Below are 15,848 nucleotides of genomic sequence, written 5' to 3'. Positions count from 1 at the left end.
GCTCAGATGCCGCGGTCCTTGAACACGCCGCTGGCGGTCTTGAAGGCGTCGAGGCTGGCGGGGATGCCACAATAGATCGCGACCTGGAGGAAGATCTCCTTGATCTCGTCCTTGGTGAGGCCGTTGTTCAGCGCGCCGTTGATGTGGAGCTTGAGCTCGGGGCCGCGATTGAGTGCCGCCAGCATGGCGAGATTCAGCATCGAGCGGTTCTTCTTGGACAGGCCCGGCCGCGTCCAGGCATAGCCCCAGCAATATTCGGTGGTGATGTCCTGGAAGGCCATCATGAATTCGTCGTTGGCCGCGCCGGCCAGCGAATTGTCGACGTAGGCCGCGCCAAGCACGGCTTTGCGCATCTTCATGCCTTCGTCGTAGAGCTTCTTGTTGCGCGGCAGCGGCTTGGCTTTCTTAGCCTTCGCAACGGCGGTCTTCTTGGCCATGTCTTGCTCCTCCGGATGAAACCGGGGAGCTGTATATCAGATCGTCGCGTGGCCTGCGTGCTGTGCCGTTTCCGAAACGTTGAGCCCCTTCGAGCGGGCCTGCTGGCAGAGATCCTCGATGGTCACGCGGTCGAGTTGCGCCATCATCTCCTCGCGCAGCTTCTCCCACAGCGGCCACACGACCTCGTGGGCCAGCGGCGAGCCGATCGAGGGATCGCTGGGCTCGGTCTCGACTTCGAGATTGCGCACCACCCTCACGACTTCCCCCAGGGTGATGGTCGATCTGTCCCGTCCCAGGCGATAACCGCCGCGGGGACCGCGCTTGCCGGCCAGGATGCCGGCCCGCACCAGATGCTGAAGAACCTGCTCGAGATAGCGCTTGGGAATACGCTGGCGCTCGGTGATGTCACCGCTGCGCACCGGGTGCTCGCCGACGTGGAAGGCCACGTCGAGGACCGCCTCGATCGCGAACATCGTCTTCTTGCTGAGGCGAGGCATCCCGTTCTCGTCCCTGTCAGGCTCTCTTGCTCGAGCCGGTCACGACCCCTGTCGATCCGAAGCCGCCCGCGCCGCGGGCCGTCTCGTCGAGGGCCGGGACCTCTCGCCAGACGGCACGGGCATGGCGTGCAACGACCATCTGTGCAATTCGCATGCCGCGTTCGATGCGGAAAGGCTCCTTGCCCAGATTGATCAGGATCACGCCGACCTCGCCGCGATAGTCGGCATCGATTGTGCCGGGGGCATTGGCGACCGTCACGCCATGCTTGGCCGCCAGCCCGGAACGCGGCCGGATCTGGGCCTCGAATCCCACCGGCAGCGCGATCGAGATGCCGGTCGGCACGATCTTCCGCTCCAGCGGCCCGAGCTCGATGTCCTGGTCGATGGCGGCCAGCAGGTCGGCGCCGGCGGCCGAGGCCGTCGCGTAGTCGGGAAGCTGCAGGTCGCGACCATGCGGCAACCGCACCACCTCGATCTCGATGCTCTCGACGCCCTTCATCGTTCCCCCGTCAAATGCCCGCCTGCGCTGGACCCGATCACTCCGCCGCCTGCTTCCTGGCCGCTTCCGCCAGATGAAGTGCGATACGGCCGGCAAGGCGGCCCGCGACATCGCCCTTGCCCAGCGGCGGCCAGTCCTCGGTGCCGGCGGCGGTAATCAGGTGAACCGTGTTGCGTTCGCCGCCGAAGGTGCCGGTGGCCGGCGACACGTCGTTGGCGACGATCCAGTCACAGCCCTTGCGGATGCGCTTGTCGATCGCGTTGGCCACCACGTTCTCGGTCTCGGCGGCAAAGCCCACCACCAGCGCCGGCCGCTTGGGGCCGGCCTTGGACAGCGTCGCCAGGATGTCGGGATTGGGCGCCAGTTCGAGGGCCGGCGGCGGGGCGCCCGCCTTCTTCTTGATCTTGCCGGTGGCCGGCCGGGCCGCCTTCCAGTCGGCGACGGCGGCGGCACAGACGGCGATGTCGAGGGCGCCGGCGTCAAGACAGGCGGCCAGCATCTGGTCGGCCGATTCGATCTTCACGACCTTCACGCCGTGCGGATCGGGCACGGCGACCGGCCCGCTCACCAGCGTCACGTCGGCGCCGAGTTCAGCCAGCGCGGCGGCGATGGCGTGGCCCTGCTTGCCCGAGGAATGGTTGGAAATGAAGCGCACCGGGTCGAGCGCCTCGCGCGTCGGGCCGGAGGTCACCAGCGCGCGTTTGCCAGCGAGGGGCCGGTCGCGCACCAGCAGAGATTCGATGGCGGCCACGATCTCGGCCGGCTCCGACATGCGGCCGGGGCCGTGCTCGTTGCAGGCCATGGCGCCGTCGTTGGGTCCGACGAAGCTGACGCCGCGCTTCTTCAGCGTCTCGACGTTGGCCACGGTCGCGGCGTGGGTCCACATGCGCACGTTCATCGCGGGCGCCGCGAGCACCGGCTTGTCCGTTGCGAGCAGGACGGTCGAGGCAAGATCGTCGGCCAGGCCACCCGCCATGCGGGCCAGCATGTTGGCGGTGGCCGGTGCCACAACCAGCAGGTCGGCATCGCGCGAAAGCTGGATGTGGCCCATCTCGCTCTCGTCGGTCAGCGAGAACATGTCGCCGTAGACGCGGTCCTCGGACAAAGCCTGCAAGGTGAGTGGCGTCACGAACTTCGCGCCCGCTTCCGTGAGAACGCAACGCACCGAGGCGCCGCGCCCGCGCAGGAGCCGGATCAGTTCCGCCGACTTGAAGGCCGCGATTCCGCCCGCGACGATCAGCAGGATACGCTTGCCGTGCAACATGGCCTTGAGCCTATCACAAGAGGCGGGTGGCGACAGTATAGAGGCCGGTGGCCAGCAGCGCCCAGAACACGGCCAGGCGGAACTGCTCGACCGAAAGGCGCGAGCGGATGCGCTGGCCGAGCCACATGCCGCCGAGGGCCGGCAGGACCGCGGCACCCGAGACCATGGCGCGCGGCCCGTCGAGCACGCCGAAGAACAGCAGCGACGCCGTCAGGGTGAGCGACGTGGCACACAGGACGACGCCCAGCGTCTGGACCAGCTCGACCGGCTTGATGTCGAGGCCCTGGAGATAGGGCATCAGGGGGACGATCGGCACCCCGACCAGCCCCGCCACGAAGCCCGAGACCACGCCGATGACCGGTGCCAGCGGCTTCTCGAGATCGGCATGGATGGTGAGCCGGATGCGGAAAAGGCCGAGGGCGGCGTAGATGATCAGCACGGTGCCGAGCACGACGAAGGCCCAGTCGGGGCCCTTCTGGCCGATCAGCCAGACCGTGAGATAGAGCACGACCGTGAGCGGCAGCATGAGCGGCCACTGGCGGCGCACGATGTGCCAGAAATGGCCGCCGACCGCCGCCTGCCAGACGTTGGTGACGATGGTCGGCAGGGCGATCAGCGCGATCGCCTCCGACAGCGGCAGGAACAGCGACGTCAAGGCGATCGAAATAGCCGGCAGGCCGAGCCCCACCAGGCCCTTGACGGTGCCGGCGAGCAGGAAGATCGCGAGGCCGATGACGATCTGGTCGGTCGTCACGGGTCAGTGCCACCACGCCGCGATGGCCGCGATCAGGGCGAGTATGGCGACGACCTCCGCGAAGCGCGCCCTGAACCGGCTGGCTTGTGTCGGCTGTTCGGCGTCGCGCTCGGCCTTGCGCCGTTCGTGCTCGGCCACGACGTGCAGGCTGTCGATCAGGCGCGGCAATCGGCGCAGACCCTGCGCAAGGTCCTGGGCGGCGCGGCTCACCGTGGCACGCGGACCGAAATGCGTGACCATCCAGTCCTCGATCAGCGGCCGCGCCAGTTCCCAGATGTTGACGTTGGGATTGAGCTTGGTGCCCATGCCCTCGGCCATCAGCATAGTCTTCTGCAGCAGCAGGAGCTGCGGCTGTGCGCTCATCTCGAACTGTTCGGTGACACGCAGCATCTGGGCCAGCAGGCGGGCGATCGAGATCTGGTGGCTGGGTTTGCCGAAGATCGGCTCGCCGATCGACCGGCAGGCCTGGGCGAAGGTTTCGAGCGATTGGTCGGGCGGGACGTAGCCCGCCCGGAACTGGACCTCGGCGACGGCGTGGTAGTCGCGGCGCAGGAAGGCCACCAGCAACTCGGCGAGATAGCCGCGCGTATCCTCGTCGACGCGGCCCATGATGCCGAAGTCGACCGGCACGATGGTGCCCTGGCGATCGACGAAGGCGTTGCCGCCATGCATGTCGGCATGGAAGAAGCCGTCGCGGAACACCTGGTAGAAGAAGGCCTCGGCGCACTTGCGCATGATCTCGTGCGGATCGTGGCCGGCGGCGATGATGGCGTCGCGGTCGCCGATCGGGATGCCGTCGACGCGCTCCTGCGTCATCACGCGTTCGGCGGTGCGGTCCCAGTCGATCCGGGGCGCGCGGTAGTTGGGATCGTCGGCGAAATTCTCGCCCAGCTCCTCGGCGGCCGCCGCTTCCATGCGCAGGTCCATCTCGACCCGCACCACGTCGGCGAAGGCGCGCACCGATTCGACCGGCTTCAGGCGGCGGAAGCGCGGCTGGGTGCGCTCGACCAGTTCGGCCATCCAGTAGAAAAGGTCGAGATCCTGCTCGAAGGCCTTCCCGATGCCGGGCCGCAGCACTTTCACGGCGACGTCGCGGCCGTCGGTCGTGACCGCGAAGTGGACCTGAGCGATCGAGGCGGCCGCCACCGGCACGTCGTCGAAACTGGAGAAGACGGCGGCGAGCGGCTGGCCCAGCTCGCTTTCGATGATCCGTCGCGCCTCGGCGCCGGGGAAGGCCGGGATATGGTCCTGCAGGCGCGCGAGATCGGCCGCCACTTCCTCGCTCAACAGATCGGCGCGGGTCGACAGCGCCTGGCCGAGCTTGATGAAGGACGGGCCCATGTCCTGCAGTGCCGCCGCCAGCCGTTCGCCCGGACGGCGCGTGTCGCCGCGCGGCGCGAACAGGCGCGCCCAGGCGATCAGCGCCGGCGCGATGCCCAGCGACTCGAGCGGAAACAGCGCATCGTGACGCGCGAAGCTCACCGCCATGCGCAGCAGGCGCCAACCGTTTCGAAGTGCGCGGAACATCTAGATACGCCAGCCCTGGTGCAGCGCCACGACTCCCAGCGACATGTCGCGCCACGAGACGTTGGCGAACCCGGCGGCCCGCATGCGCGCCGCCAGCTCGCGCTGCGGCGGGAAGCGGCGGATGCTTTCGTGCAGATAACGGTATGAGTCGGCGTCCCGGGCGATGACCCTGCCGAAGAACGGCAGTGCGCGTTCGGAATAGGCGTCGTAGACGCGGCCGACCGGCGCCGAGGTGACCTTGCTGAATTCGAGACAGTAGAAGCGGCCGCCCGGCTTCAGCACGCGATGGGCGTCGCGCAGCGCCTGATCGATGTCGGTGACGTTTCGCAGTCCGAAGGCAATCGTATAGGCGTCGAACGAGCGATCGGGGAACGGCAGGTGCTCGGCATCGCCGGTCGCCCAGGTGAGCCCGTGCAGCAGCCCACGATCGACGGCGCGGTCACGGCCGACCTCGAGCATTGCGGGATTGATGTCGCAGATGGTGACGTCGGGACGATCGCCCTGGCGGCGCAGCAGGCGGAAGGCGATGTCGCCGGTACCGCCGGCCACATCCAGCAGCTTCTCAGCCGGACGCGGGTTCACCACGTCGACCATGGTGTTCTTCCAGAGCCGGTGCACGCCGCCCGACATCAGGTCGTTCATCAGGTCGTAGCGCGGGGCCACGCTGGCGAAGACCTCGCGCACCATGCCGGCCTTCTCCGCCGCCGGCACGTCGCGGAATCCGAAGGACGCTCGACCGTCCGGGGCCTGTCCCTCGGGGCGGGCTGCGCTAGGATCGTCGGGAACGGCTGGGTCCATGGGGCCGCAACCTAGAGGAATCGCCATGCTGCTGAAAGACCGGGTCATCCTGATCACCAACGTCGAGAAATTCGCAGGGCACGGCACCACAAGGGTCGCGCTGGCCCAGGGTGCGACCGTGCTGGCGCACGATCCGTCGTTCGACACGCCGAGCGCACGCCACAAGTACGAATCGCAGTTTCCCGGCGCCCATGCGCTGTCGGCCGTCGAGCCGGCGGCGATGGTCGAGCTGGCGGTGAAGCGACACGGTCATATCGACGCGCTGGTCAACAACGACGCCTACCCGGCCCTGCGCGCACCCCTCGGCGAGGCGCGGATCGAGGATTTCCGCGACGCGCTCGAAGTCATGGCCGTGGCGCCGTTCCGGCTGACGCAGCTCGTCGCGCCGTCGATGCGCAAGCGCAAGTCCGGCCGCATCGTGTTCGTCTCCTCGGCGGCGCCGCTGCGCGGCATCGCGAACTATGCGCCCTATGTCTCCGCGCGCGCGGCGGGGAACGGCCTCGTCTCCTCGCTCGCCAAGGAACTGGGACGCGACGGCATCACCGTGAATGCGGTCGGCTCGAACTACGTCGAGAACCCCGACTACTTCCCGCCGGCGCTGCTCGCCAACCGCGAGGCGATGGCCAAGATGACGGCGCAGATTCCGCTCGGCCGTCTCGGCAAGTCGGACGAACTCGGCGCGACGATCTGCTTTCTCTGCTCCGATGGCGCCGGCTTCATTACCGGACACGTTCTTCCTCACGCCGGAGGCTGGGCGTGACATCGGCAAATTTCGCATGCACTATCCCTGCATAATAAACGCCGCGCTGGTCTGACCGAAGCAGCGGCTGCCAGGGAGAAACGTCGAGACACGTCGGGAAACCGGCGCGCTTCGCCTTGGCCGAACCAGTCCGAGGACGGCGCATGGGAAGACAGATCGTCCACCGCCTGCTGATCTCGTTTCCCGCGCTGCTCGGGGTTCTCTTCCTGTGCTTCTGTCTGCTGCAGGTGGTGCCCGCCGACCCGGCGATGATCATCGCCGGGCCCGACGCGAAGGCCGAGACCATCGCAGCGATCCGCCTGGAGCTCGGCCTCGACCGCCCGATCCCGGTCCAGTTTGCCGAGTATATCGGCCGCGTCCTGCGCGGCGATCTCGGCCGCTCCATCATCTCCAACAAGATGGTGAGCGAGGAGCTGGCGCTGACCATCGGCCCGACGGTCGAGCTGATGCTGGGCGGCATGCTGATCGCCATTCCCTTCGGCCTGACGCTGGGCACGCTCGCCGCCGTGCGGCGCGGCACGCTGGTCGACCGCGCGATCATGGCCGTTTCCGTCGCCGGCGTGTCGATGCCGGTCTTCTTCATCGGCCTGGTCCTGATCCAGTACATGGGCTTCCAGTGGGGCCTGTTCCCCTTCACCGGCCGCACCGGCCCGATCTGGGACGGCGGCCTGCCGAGCCTCGTGCTGCCGGCGCTCACGCTGGGCAGCGTGCTGATCGGTCCGATTGCGCGGCTGACGCGCACCGCCGTGCTCGAGGTGCTGGGCGCCGACTATGTCCGCACCGCGCGCGCCAAGGGCCTACGCGAGACGGTGGTGATCGTGCACCACGCGCTGCGCAACGCGATGATCCCGGTGGTCACGCTGATCGGCCTGCAGGCGGCGTTCCTGTTGGGCGGCGCCGTCGTGACCGAGACGATGTTCTCGTGGCCGGGCGTCGGACGCCTGGCGGTCGGCGCCATCGTCTCGAGCGATTTCCCGACGGCGCAGGGCGCGATCATGATTCTCGCGATCGCCTTCCTGTCGATCAACCTGATCGTCGACGTCCTGTACGTCTATCTCGATCCGAGGATGCAGCGGTCATGAGCGTCGAAGCCCTCAACGCCGCCCCCGCCCGCACCGAAGAGAACGGCCTCTTCTCCCGGTCCGGCGTCTTGCGCCGGTTGATGCGCGACAAGGTCGCCATGGTGGCCGCCCTGCTGCTGGCCACGATCGGCTTCGCCGCCGTCTTCGCGCCGCTGGTTGCGCCCTACGATCCCTACCTCACCGATCTCACCAAGGTGATGCAGCCGCCCAGCGCCGAGCACTGGTTCGGCACCGACAATACCGGCCGCGACATACTGAGCCGCGTCATTTACGGCGCGCGCAACACGCTGATGCTCGGCCTGGTCGGCGTCATCGTCGGCGGCTTCCTGGGCGGCTTTCTCGGCATCCTGGCGGCCTACTATCGCCGCCTCGACGGCTGGATCATGCGCCTGGTCGACGTGATGCTGGCTTTCCCGGCGATCCTGATCGGCCTCGCCGTGGCGGCGATCTTCGGCGCCGGCCTCACGGCCGTGGTGATTGCGCTGGTGGTGGCGACCGTGCCGGACGTGGCGCGCGTGGCGCGCGGCGCGGCGATCGGCATCATGAGCCAGGAGTTCATGGAAGCCGGCCGCGCCGTCGGCGTCTCCGACCGCACGCTGATCTGGCGCTACCTCACGCTCAACTGCATCTCGACGATCTTCGTATTCCTGACGCTGCGCTTCGGCCAGATCATCCTGATCGGCTCGGCGCTGGGCTTCCTCGGCATGGGCGCCCAGCCGCCGACCGCCGAGCTCGGGATGATGGCGGCGCAAGGCCGCGACTTCCTGTTCATGGCGCCGCACATCGCGACGATCCCCAGCTTCATGATCTTCGTGATCGTGCTGGCCGCCAATCTTCTGGGCGACGCCCTGCGCGACGTCCTCGATCCAAGACTGCAGAGCTGATCCTGCACACTCCTTCGACAAGGGTCCCGACGTGACGCACTGAACAACAACAAGGCGAGGAAGCGATGCGTAAGTTCCTGAAGGGCGTAACGGCGTTGCTTGGCGTGATGGGCCTCTCCCCGGTGGCGGAGGCGCAGACCTTGCGGATGATGAAGTCGCTCGATGCACCGCACTACGACGGCCAGCGCACGACGTGGTCGCCGACCTCCGACATCGTGAACATGTTCCAGGACACGCTGGTGGCGATGGACTGGGACGGCAAGACGGCGATCCCCTATCTCGCCAAGTCGTGGACGGTGAGTCCCGACGGCAAGCTCTACACCTTCAAGCTGCGCGACGACGTCAGCTTCTGCAGCGGCAAGAAGTTCACCGCCGAGGACGTCATCTACAGCTTCAAGCGGCTGAAGAGCCCCGAACTCAAGGCGCCACTTGCCTGGCGGGCCGGCAACATCAAGGAGCTGCGCGCACCCGATCCCTACACGGTCGAGTACGAGCTGAACGAGCCCTTCGCCGACCTGCTGCTGCAGCTCACCATGTTTACGACGGCGATTCACAACAAGGAGAGCGTGGAGGCGCTGGGCAAGGACTACGGCGTCAAGGCGATCGACGGCACCGGGCCCTGGTGCTTCGAGAGCTGGCAGCCACGCACCGAGATCGTGCTGAAGCGACACGACGCCTACAAATGGGGGCCGTCGATGTACGCCAACAAGGGGCCGGTGAAGTTCGAGAAGCTCAGCATCAAGATAGTCCCTGAGGATTCCAGCCGCGTGGCCGCGATGATGGGCGGGCAGTTCGACGTCACGCACCAGATCCCGCTGCAGTTCATCCAGCAGGTGAAGGCGTCGCCCAACCTCAACGTCCAGGAGGCGAAGCCGAACTTCCAGCTGATGTACTACGGCTACAAGACGACGCGCCCGATGGTGGCCGACAAGCGCGTGCGCGAGGCGATGAACATCGCCATCAACCGCGCCGACATCGTCAAGGGCATCATGCTGGGCAACGCCGAGCCGGCCTACACCTTCATCGATCCCAAAGCGCTAGACTTCGCCGACTCGACCAAGAGTCTCATCAAGGAGGATGTCGAGCGGGCGAAGAAGCTGCTCGACGAGGCCGGCTGGAAGGTCGGCGCCGACGGCATCCGCGAGAAGGACGGCGTCAAGCTGGCGCCGCGGGTCCTGTTCACCCAGGTCGCCTACTTCCCGCGCGTTTCCGAGGCGATCCAGGGCTACATGCGCAAGATCGGCATCGACTGGAAGATCGTGGGCTACGACTCGACCATCGCGCCGGCCGAGATGGGCAAGCAGGACTTCGAGCTGTGGACGGTGACCTTCCCCTATATCTCGTCGGGCGACCTGCTGAATTTCTACTTCGATTCCAAGAACATCCCGGCGCCCAACCGCATGAACTGGAACGACGCCAAGACCGACGAGTACCTGAAGATGGGCCGCGCCTCGATCTCCGAAGCCGACCGCGCCAAGTACTATGCGCTCGCCCAGCAGCGGGTGACCGAGGAGCACCTCTGGATGCCGGTCATGAACATCGCGATGTACACGACCAGCCTCAAGAAGCTGAAGGGCGTGCGGCCGCACATGCTCTACCAGAACACCTTCTACAAGGGCCTGGATTACTCCTTCTGATGGAAAAGCTCCTCGAGGTCCGCGGTCTCCGGACCCATTTCCACACCGACCGCGGCCTCTTCCGCGCGGTCGACGGCATCGACTTCTCCGTCGGGCGCGGCCGCACCGTCGGGCTGGTCGGCGAATCCGGCTGCGGCAAGAGCGTGACCTCGCTCTCCGTCATGGGCCTGGTGGCGAGCCCACCGGGCCAGGTCGAGGCCGACGCGATCCTGTTCGAAGGCCGGGATGTTCTCGGCCTCTCCGCCGACGAACGCCGGCGCCTGCGCGGCGGCAAGATGTCGATGATCTTCCAGGAACCGATGACCTCGCTCAATCCGGTCCACACGATCGGCCAGCAGATCGTCGAAGCCATCATGGCGCATACACAGTTGTCGCCGCAGGCCGCCAAGGCCCGCGCGATCGAAATGCTCGAGCTGGTGCGCATCCCCTCGGCCAAACAGCGCGTAGACGACTATCCGCACCTGCTCTCCGGCGGCATGCGCCAGAGGGTCATGATCGCGATGGCGCTTTCCTGCGAGCCCGCGCTGCTGATCGCTGACGAGCCGACGACGGCGCTCGACGTCACCATCCAGGCCCAGATCCTCGACCTGCTGCAGGACCTGCAGCGCCGGCTCGGCATGGCGATGCTGATCATCACCCACGATCTCGGCGTCATCGCCGAGATCGCCGACGAGGTGGTGGTGATGTACGCCGGCAAGATCGTCGAGAGCGCGCCGGTCGACGCCCTGTTCGCCGATCCGCAGCACCCCTACACGATCGGCCTGCTGGGCTCGATCCCGCGCATCGAGGTCGACCGCGAACGCCTGTCGACCATCGAAGGTTCGGTGCCCAGCCCCAACAACCAGCCCAAGGGCTGCCGCTTCGCGCCGCGCTGCCCCTTCGCCGATCCGCGCTGCCATGTCGAGCCGCCGCCGTTGCGCGACCTCGGACCGGAGCATCGCGTGGCCTGCTGGAAGGCGCCCGTGGAACTGGCGAGGGCGGCATGAGCGCCACCGAAGCAACACCCGTCCTGCAGGTCGACGGGCTGGTGAAGCACTTCCCGGTGAGCCGTGGCCTGATCCGCCGCAAGGTGATCGGCATGGTGCGCGCCGTCGAGGGCGTGAGTTTCGAGATCGCGCGCGGCGAGACCCTGGCGCTGGTGGGCGAATCGGGCTGCGGCAAGTCGACGACCGGCCGCCTCGTGCTGCGCCTGATGGACCCGACCGCGGGCTCGGTGCGTTTCAAGGGCGAGGAGATTGCCGACCTCGACAAGAACGCTCTGCGCCGCCTGCGCCGCCACATGCAGATCATCTTCCAGGACCCCTATGCGTCGCTCAACCCGCGCATGACGGTGGGCGAGATCCTGGCCGAGCCGATGGCGGTGCACGACCTCCACACCGAGGCCGAGCGCGCGACGCGCGTGAAAGACCTGCTCGACGTGGTGGGCCTCCTGCCCGAGCACGCAAGGCGCTATCCGCACCAGTTCTCGGGTGGCCAGCGCCAGCGCATCGGCATCGCCCGCGCGCTGGCGGTCAATCCCGACCTGATCGTCTGCGACGAGCCGGTCTCCGCGCTCGACGTGTCGATCCAGGCGCAGATCGTCAACCTGCTGCAGAACCTGCAGCAGCGTTTCGGCCTCTCCTACCTCTTCATCGCCCACGACCTCGCGGTGGTGAAGCACATCAGCGATCGGGTCGCGGTGATGTATCTCGGCCAGCTGGTCGAGATCGCCAACAAGCGCGACCTCTACGACCGGCCGCTACATCCCTATACGCAGGCCCTGCTGTCGGCGATCCCGCGCCCCGACCCCAGCGTGCGCAAGGAGCGCGTGCTGCTGGCCGGCGACGTGCCCAGCCCCTTTGCCCCGCCGCCGGGCTGCCGCTTCCACACGCGCTGCATCCACGCCCAGCCGCGCTGCCGCCAGGAGCAGCCCGAGCTGCGCGACGCCGGTAACGGCCATCGCGTCGCCTGCCATTTCTACGAGACGCTGCCGAAACCCGCGGCCGCCTCGATGGCAAGCACCTCGCTCGGCAAGCTCCCCGAACGCCTCGCCGCCTTCGAGGCCGCAAAGGCGGCGCGCACCGGCTGACGATGCTCAGCGCCGCTGGCCACGCCTCGGTTGGCCGGTCGCGCCGAGCACCACGTCCCGCAGCTTCAGGACCGCACGATCGATCTCCGCCTCGGGCGTTCCCGCATAGCCCAGGATCAGCCCGTGCCGCCGCGCCGGGCCGGCATAGCAGACGGAGAGCGGCTGGACGATCAGGCCCGCGGCCGCCGCGGCCGCCGTCACCACGACATCGTCGAAGCGCGGCCCGAGCCGGGGAGTCGGGCTGGCGATCAGGTGCATGCCTCCGGGATCGGGCGCCACGATGAGCAGGCCGTCGAGATGGCGCGCGGCTGCATCGAGCAAGGCCTCGTGGCGGCCGGCATAGAGCTGGCGCGTGCGGCGCAGATGGGTGGCGAAATGGCCCTCGGCGATGAAGCGCGCCAGCGCGCCCTGGCCCAGCAGCGGCGCGCGGACCGACACGCGGTCCATGATCCGTTCGGTGGCCTCGACCAGCGAGGCCGGCAGGACGAGGAAACTGAGACGCAGCGCCGGGAAGAGCAGCTTGGAGAAGCTGCTGAAGTAGGCGACGCGGCCAGCCCGGTCCAGCGAACGCAGCGGCGGCAGGGGGCGGCCGCTGTAGCGATACTCGCCGTCGAAATCGTCCTCGGCGATCCAGCCTTTGGTGCGCTCGGCCCAGCTCAGCAATTCAAGGCGCCGCTGCAGGCTGAGCACGGTCCCGAGCGGAAAGTGATGGGCCGGCGCCACGACAGCCAGGCGCGCTTCGGGGACCTGGGCCAGCGCCGTCTCCAGCGAGAAGCCCGATCCGTCGATGGCGACCGGCGCGGCGCGCACGCCCGACGTCGCCAGCGCGTCGCGCACGCCGATGAAGCCCGGCTCCTCGACCCAGGCGGTGTCGCCGGCATCGAGCACGACTTCCGCGAACAGCGCGAGCCCGTGACGGATGCCCGTCGTAACGACGACCGAGCCCGGATCGCAGGTGAAGCCGCGCGCCACGCCAAGATAGGCCGCAATCGCCTCGCGCAGACCGGTATGGCCGAACGGATGGACGGCGCTCGCAGCCTCGACGCCGGGCCGCCGCCACTCGCGCTCCAGCAGCTTGGCCCACAGCGCGAAGGGAAACGCCTCGCGATCCGGCTGTCCGGTGGGAAAGGCCAGAGGCGGCCCGGCGGAAACGGGCGCTGGACTCTCCGCCAGCAGGGCCCGCGCCCGACGCGCCACGGCGGGCCTGGCGACAGTCTTGCCCTGCGGTGGCGTGCCGGACCGCGGCACGGTCAGCATCTCGTCGGGCAGGTCGGCCGCGACCGACATGGCCGAGCCGGCCTGGCTCACGACATAGCCCTCGGCGACGAGCTGATCGAAGGCCAGCACCACCGTGCCGCGCGCGCAGTCGAGGTCCTGGGCCATCAGGCGCGACGAGGGCAGCCGCGTTCCGGGTTTCAACCGTCCATCGAGGATCGCGCGCCGCATCTGCTCGCCGATCTGGCGATGCAGCGGCTCGGCCGACGTCGGATCGAGCGCAAGGCCGAGCGGCGGAGCACGCCGGGAACGGGACGTCGGTCGGGGGTTCAACTGGTCCAGTCTCTTTCCGCCAAACTGGCTCTTTCACCTGATCCGTATCCCGACGATGGTCTTCCGGCAAGCAACCCCCTTCCCGGTGCGCCAAAGGTCAAGCCATGAGCCCTCCCGATTCGGTCAATCCTCCCGACAGCTACCCCGTCACCAACGTGAACAAGGTGAAGCGCGTCCACGATCGTGGCCGCTACGACAAGGAGAGCATCCATGCGATTCTGGATGCCGCCCTGGTCTGCCACATCGCCTACGTGATCGACGGCCGCCCCTACTGCACGCCAACCGGCTTCTGGCGCGAGGGCAGTCACCTCTACTGGCACGGCTCGTCGGCCAGCCGCATGATCCGCAGCCAGAAGGAAGGCGTCGACGTCTGCCTCACGGTCACGCATCTCGACTCGCTGGTGATGGCGCGCTCGGGCTTCCATCATTCGGTGAACTACCGTGCCGTCATGGCCTTCGGTAAGGCGCATGTGATCGACGATCCGGACGAGAAGCTGAAGCTGATGGACCGCTTCATCGACCGCATCTATCCCGGCCGCTCCAAGCTCATTCGCCAGCCGAACAAGCAGGAGTTCAAGGCCACGACCATGATCGGCATGGAGATCGAGACGGCCTCGGGCAAGATCCGCGACAAGCATGTCGCCGACGAAGAGGAAGACTACGAGGGCGTCCCCGCCTGGTCGGCGCTCTATCCGATCACGCAGGTGCTCGGCGAGCCTTCGGACTGCGCGCGCCAGCTCCCCGGTCTCACGCGGCCGGACGAGATGTCCGACTTCGTTCCCGGCTCGCGCTTCGACGAGGTGATGACCAGGACCTACAAGCGGACCTTCGGCGAAGGCTGAGCCGCGCGGGGGCGGCCTGTTGTCTTTCAGGCGGCCGTTGAAGGATCACTTCGGTTCCTTCCCCTTTGCGGAGCCCGCAAAGGGGAAGTGCCCTCGTCTTCGAGGGCGATGGGGTCATGGCCCCTCCGTCGCGCATGGCGACGACAACCCCCACCCGAATGGGTAGGTCAGTGATCACATCCAGGCGCTAGCTGAACGCCTCGTCCCAGGTGCCGCGCGTCGAAGCCTTCGAGTATTCGGTCGAGCGGTTCTCGAAGAAGTTGGTGTGCTCGATGGCGTTGAGCATCTGGTCCATCCACGGCAGCGGATTCTTGGCATCCGCGCGATAGATGGGCTGGAGGCTGAGCTGGGTCAGGCGGCGGTCGGCGATGTAGCGGATGTAGCGCTTCACGTCGACGGCGGTCATGCCCTCGATGCCGCCCAGTTCGAAGGCGAGGTCGATGAAGGCGTCCTCGTGGTCGACGATGGTCGAGCAGGCGACGTAGATCTCGCGCTGCAGCTCCTCGGTCCAGATCTCGGGGTTCTCCTGGATGAAGGTCCGGAACAGCTTGACCATCGAATTGCAGTGCAGCGTCTCGTCGCGCACCGACCAGGTCACGATCTGGCCCATGCCCTTCATCTTGTTGAAGCGCGGGAAGTTCATCAGCATCGCGAAGCTGGCGAACAGCTGCAGGCCCTCGGTGAAAGCGCCGAACACGGCCAGCGTCTTGGCGATGTCGGCCTTCGAGTCGACGTTGAAGCCCTGCATATAGTCGTACTTGTCCTTCATCTCCTTGACGGTGAGGAAGACGGAGTACTCGGTCTCGGGCATGCCGATCGTGTCGAGCAGGTGGCTGTAGGCGGCGACGTGCACCGTCTCCATCGCCGAGAAGGCGGCCAGCATCATCTGCACTTCGGTCGGCTTGAAGACGCGGCTGTAGTGCCGCATGTAGCAGTTGTTCACCTCGACGTCGGCCTGGGTGAAGAAGCGGAAGATCTGCGTCAGCAGGTGACGTTCGCTGTCGGTCAGCTTGTTGCGCCAGTCCTTCACGTCGTCGGCCAGCGGCACTTCCTCGGGCAGCCAGTGGATGCGCTGCTGCGTCAGCCAGGCGTCGTAGGCCCAGGGATAGTGGAACGGCTTGTAGATCGGCTTGGCGTCGAGGAGTGACATGGCGCGGGCGTCCAATATGTCGGGCGAATGAATGGGGTCGCTTGAAATTAAAATCCCCTGCCGCGGTCCCGAACGCCGGGAACGCGACAGGGGGACAACG

Annotated in this window: 16 protein-coding genes; 7 read left to right on the top strand and 9 right to left on the bottom strand. The window is 67.3% G+C overall.

Annotated elements, in window-relative coordinates:
* Positions 1-2 precede the first annotated feature (2 nt).
* Genes KQ910_RS06745 through ubiE form a run of 7 tightly spaced genes read right to left on the bottom strand, consistent with a single transcriptional unit; the run spans position 3 to position 5,777 of the window.
* Positions 3-437, bottom strand: a complete 435-nt coding sequence (locus KQ910_RS06745) for a carboxymuconolactone decarboxylase family protein (RefSeq protein WP_068195818.1) — start codon at positions 435-437, stop codon at positions 3-5.
* Positions 438-473: 36 nt separating this feature from the next.
* Positions 474-935: an RrF2 family transcriptional regulator gene (locus tag KQ910_RS06740; protein ID WP_216957696.1), complete on the bottom strand. Its 462-nt coding sequence runs from the start codon at positions 933-935 to the stop codon at positions 474-476.
* Positions 936-951: 16 nt separating this feature from the next.
* A complete protein-coding gene (gene dut, locus KQ910_RS06735) occupies positions 952-1,434 on the bottom strand; it encodes a dUTP diphosphatase (RefSeq protein WP_216957695.1) in 483 nt (160 codons plus the stop codon).
* 37 nt (positions 1,435-1,471) lie between these two features.
* Positions 1,472-2,698 (bottom strand): bifunctional phosphopantothenoylcysteine decarboxylase/phosphopantothenate--cysteine ligase CoaBC, encoded by a 1,227-nt coding sequence (coaBC, locus tag KQ910_RS06730; protein ID WP_216957694.1) that lies wholly within the window; start codon positions 2,696-2,698, stop codon positions 1,472-1,474.
* 13 nt (positions 2,699-2,711) lie between these two features.
* Positions 2,712-3,452, bottom strand: coding sequence for a sulfite exporter TauE/SafE family protein (locus KQ910_RS06725; RefSeq protein WP_216957693.1), 741 nt, complete (start codon positions 3,450-3,452; stop codon positions 2,712-2,714).
* A gap of 3 nt (positions 3,453-3,455) precedes the next feature.
* The gene (gene ubiB, locus KQ910_RS06720) at positions 3,456-4,979 is read right to left on the bottom strand and encodes a 2-polyprenylphenol 6-hydroxylase (RefSeq protein WP_216957692.1); all 1,524 of its coding nucleotides are present in this window, start codon (positions 4,977-4,979) and stop codon (positions 3,456-3,458) included.
* The gene (gene ubiE / locus KQ910_RS06715) at positions 4,980-5,777 is read right to left on the bottom strand and encodes a bifunctional demethylmenaquinone methyltransferase/2-methoxy-6-polyprenyl-1,4-benzoquinol methylase UbiE (protein ID WP_216957691.1); all 798 of its coding nucleotides are present in this window, start codon (positions 5,775-5,777) and stop codon (positions 4,980-4,982) included.
* A gap of 25 nt (positions 5,778-5,802) precedes the next feature.
* Between ubiE and KQ910_RS06710 the strand changes: the two genes are divergently transcribed.
* From KQ910_RS06710 to KQ910_RS06685, 6 genes are all read left to right on the top strand, one after another.
* A complete protein-coding gene (locus KQ910_RS06710) occupies positions 5,803-6,537 on the top strand; it encodes an SDR family oxidoreductase (protein WP_216957690.1) in 735 nt (244 codons plus the stop codon).
* Positions 6,538-6,680: 143 nt separating this feature from the next.
* Positions 6,681-7,619, top strand: a complete 939-nt coding sequence (locus KQ910_RS06705) for an ABC transporter permease (RefSeq protein ID WP_216957689.1) — start codon at positions 6,681-6,683, stop codon at positions 7,617-7,619.
* The gene (locus tag KQ910_RS06700; RefSeq protein ID WP_216957688.1) at positions 7,616-8,503 is read left to right on the top strand and encodes an ABC transporter permease; all 888 of its coding nucleotides are present in this window, start codon (positions 7,616-7,618) and stop codon (positions 8,501-8,503) included. Before KQ910_RS06705 ends, KQ910_RS06700 begins: the two co-directional genes overlap by 4 nt.
* A gap of 65 nt (positions 8,504-8,568) precedes the next feature.
* Positions 8,569-10,140, top strand: a complete 1,572-nt coding sequence (locus KQ910_RS06695; RefSeq protein WP_216957687.1) for an ABC transporter substrate-binding protein — start codon at positions 8,569-8,571, stop codon at positions 10,138-10,140.
* Positions 10,140-11,126 (top strand): ABC transporter ATP-binding protein, encoded by a 987-nt coding sequence (locus KQ910_RS06690; RefSeq protein ID WP_216957686.1) that lies wholly within the window; start codon positions 10,140-10,142, stop codon positions 11,124-11,126. The genes KQ910_RS06695 and KQ910_RS06690 overlap by 1 nt, the downstream gene beginning before the upstream one ends.
* Positions 11,123-12,208: an ABC transporter ATP-binding protein gene (locus KQ910_RS06685; protein ID WP_216957685.1), complete on the top strand. Its 1,086-nt coding sequence runs from the start codon at positions 11,123-11,125 to the stop codon at positions 12,206-12,208. Before KQ910_RS06690 ends, KQ910_RS06685 begins: the two co-directional genes overlap by 4 nt.
* Before the next feature lie 6 nt (positions 12,209-12,214).
* Here KQ910_RS06685 and pdxR read toward each other — a convergent pair whose 3' ends face one another.
* Positions 12,215-13,756, bottom strand: a complete 1,542-nt coding sequence (gene pdxR / locus KQ910_RS06680) for a MocR-like pyridoxine biosynthesis transcription factor PdxR (RefSeq protein ID WP_229600345.1) — start codon at positions 13,754-13,756, stop codon at positions 12,215-12,217.
* Between the two features lie 104 nt (positions 13,757-13,860).
* Here pdxR and KQ910_RS06675 point away from each other — a divergent pair, with 104 nt between their 5' ends.
* Entirely contained in the window at positions 13,861-14,598 is a 738-nt protein-coding gene (locus KQ910_RS06675; protein WP_216957684.1) for a pyridoxamine 5'-phosphate oxidase family protein, read from the top strand.
* A gap of 187 nt (positions 14,599-14,785) precedes the next feature.
* Here KQ910_RS06675 and KQ910_RS06670 read toward each other — a convergent pair whose 3' ends face one another.
* Positions 14,786-15,748, bottom strand: coding sequence for a ribonucleotide-diphosphate reductase subunit beta (locus KQ910_RS06670; RefSeq protein WP_216957683.1), 963 nt, complete (start codon positions 15,746-15,748; stop codon positions 14,786-14,788).
* Positions 15,749-15,848 lie beyond the last annotated feature (100 nt).

Source organism: Reyranella humidisoli, assembly GCF_019039055.1.
GTDB classification, from domain to species: domain Bacteria; phylum Pseudomonadota; class Alphaproteobacteria; order Reyranellales; family Reyranellaceae; genus Reyranella; species Reyranella humidisoli.
Note: the sequence above shows the minus strand (reverse complement) of the source record. Positions and strands in the feature narration are given on the sequence as shown.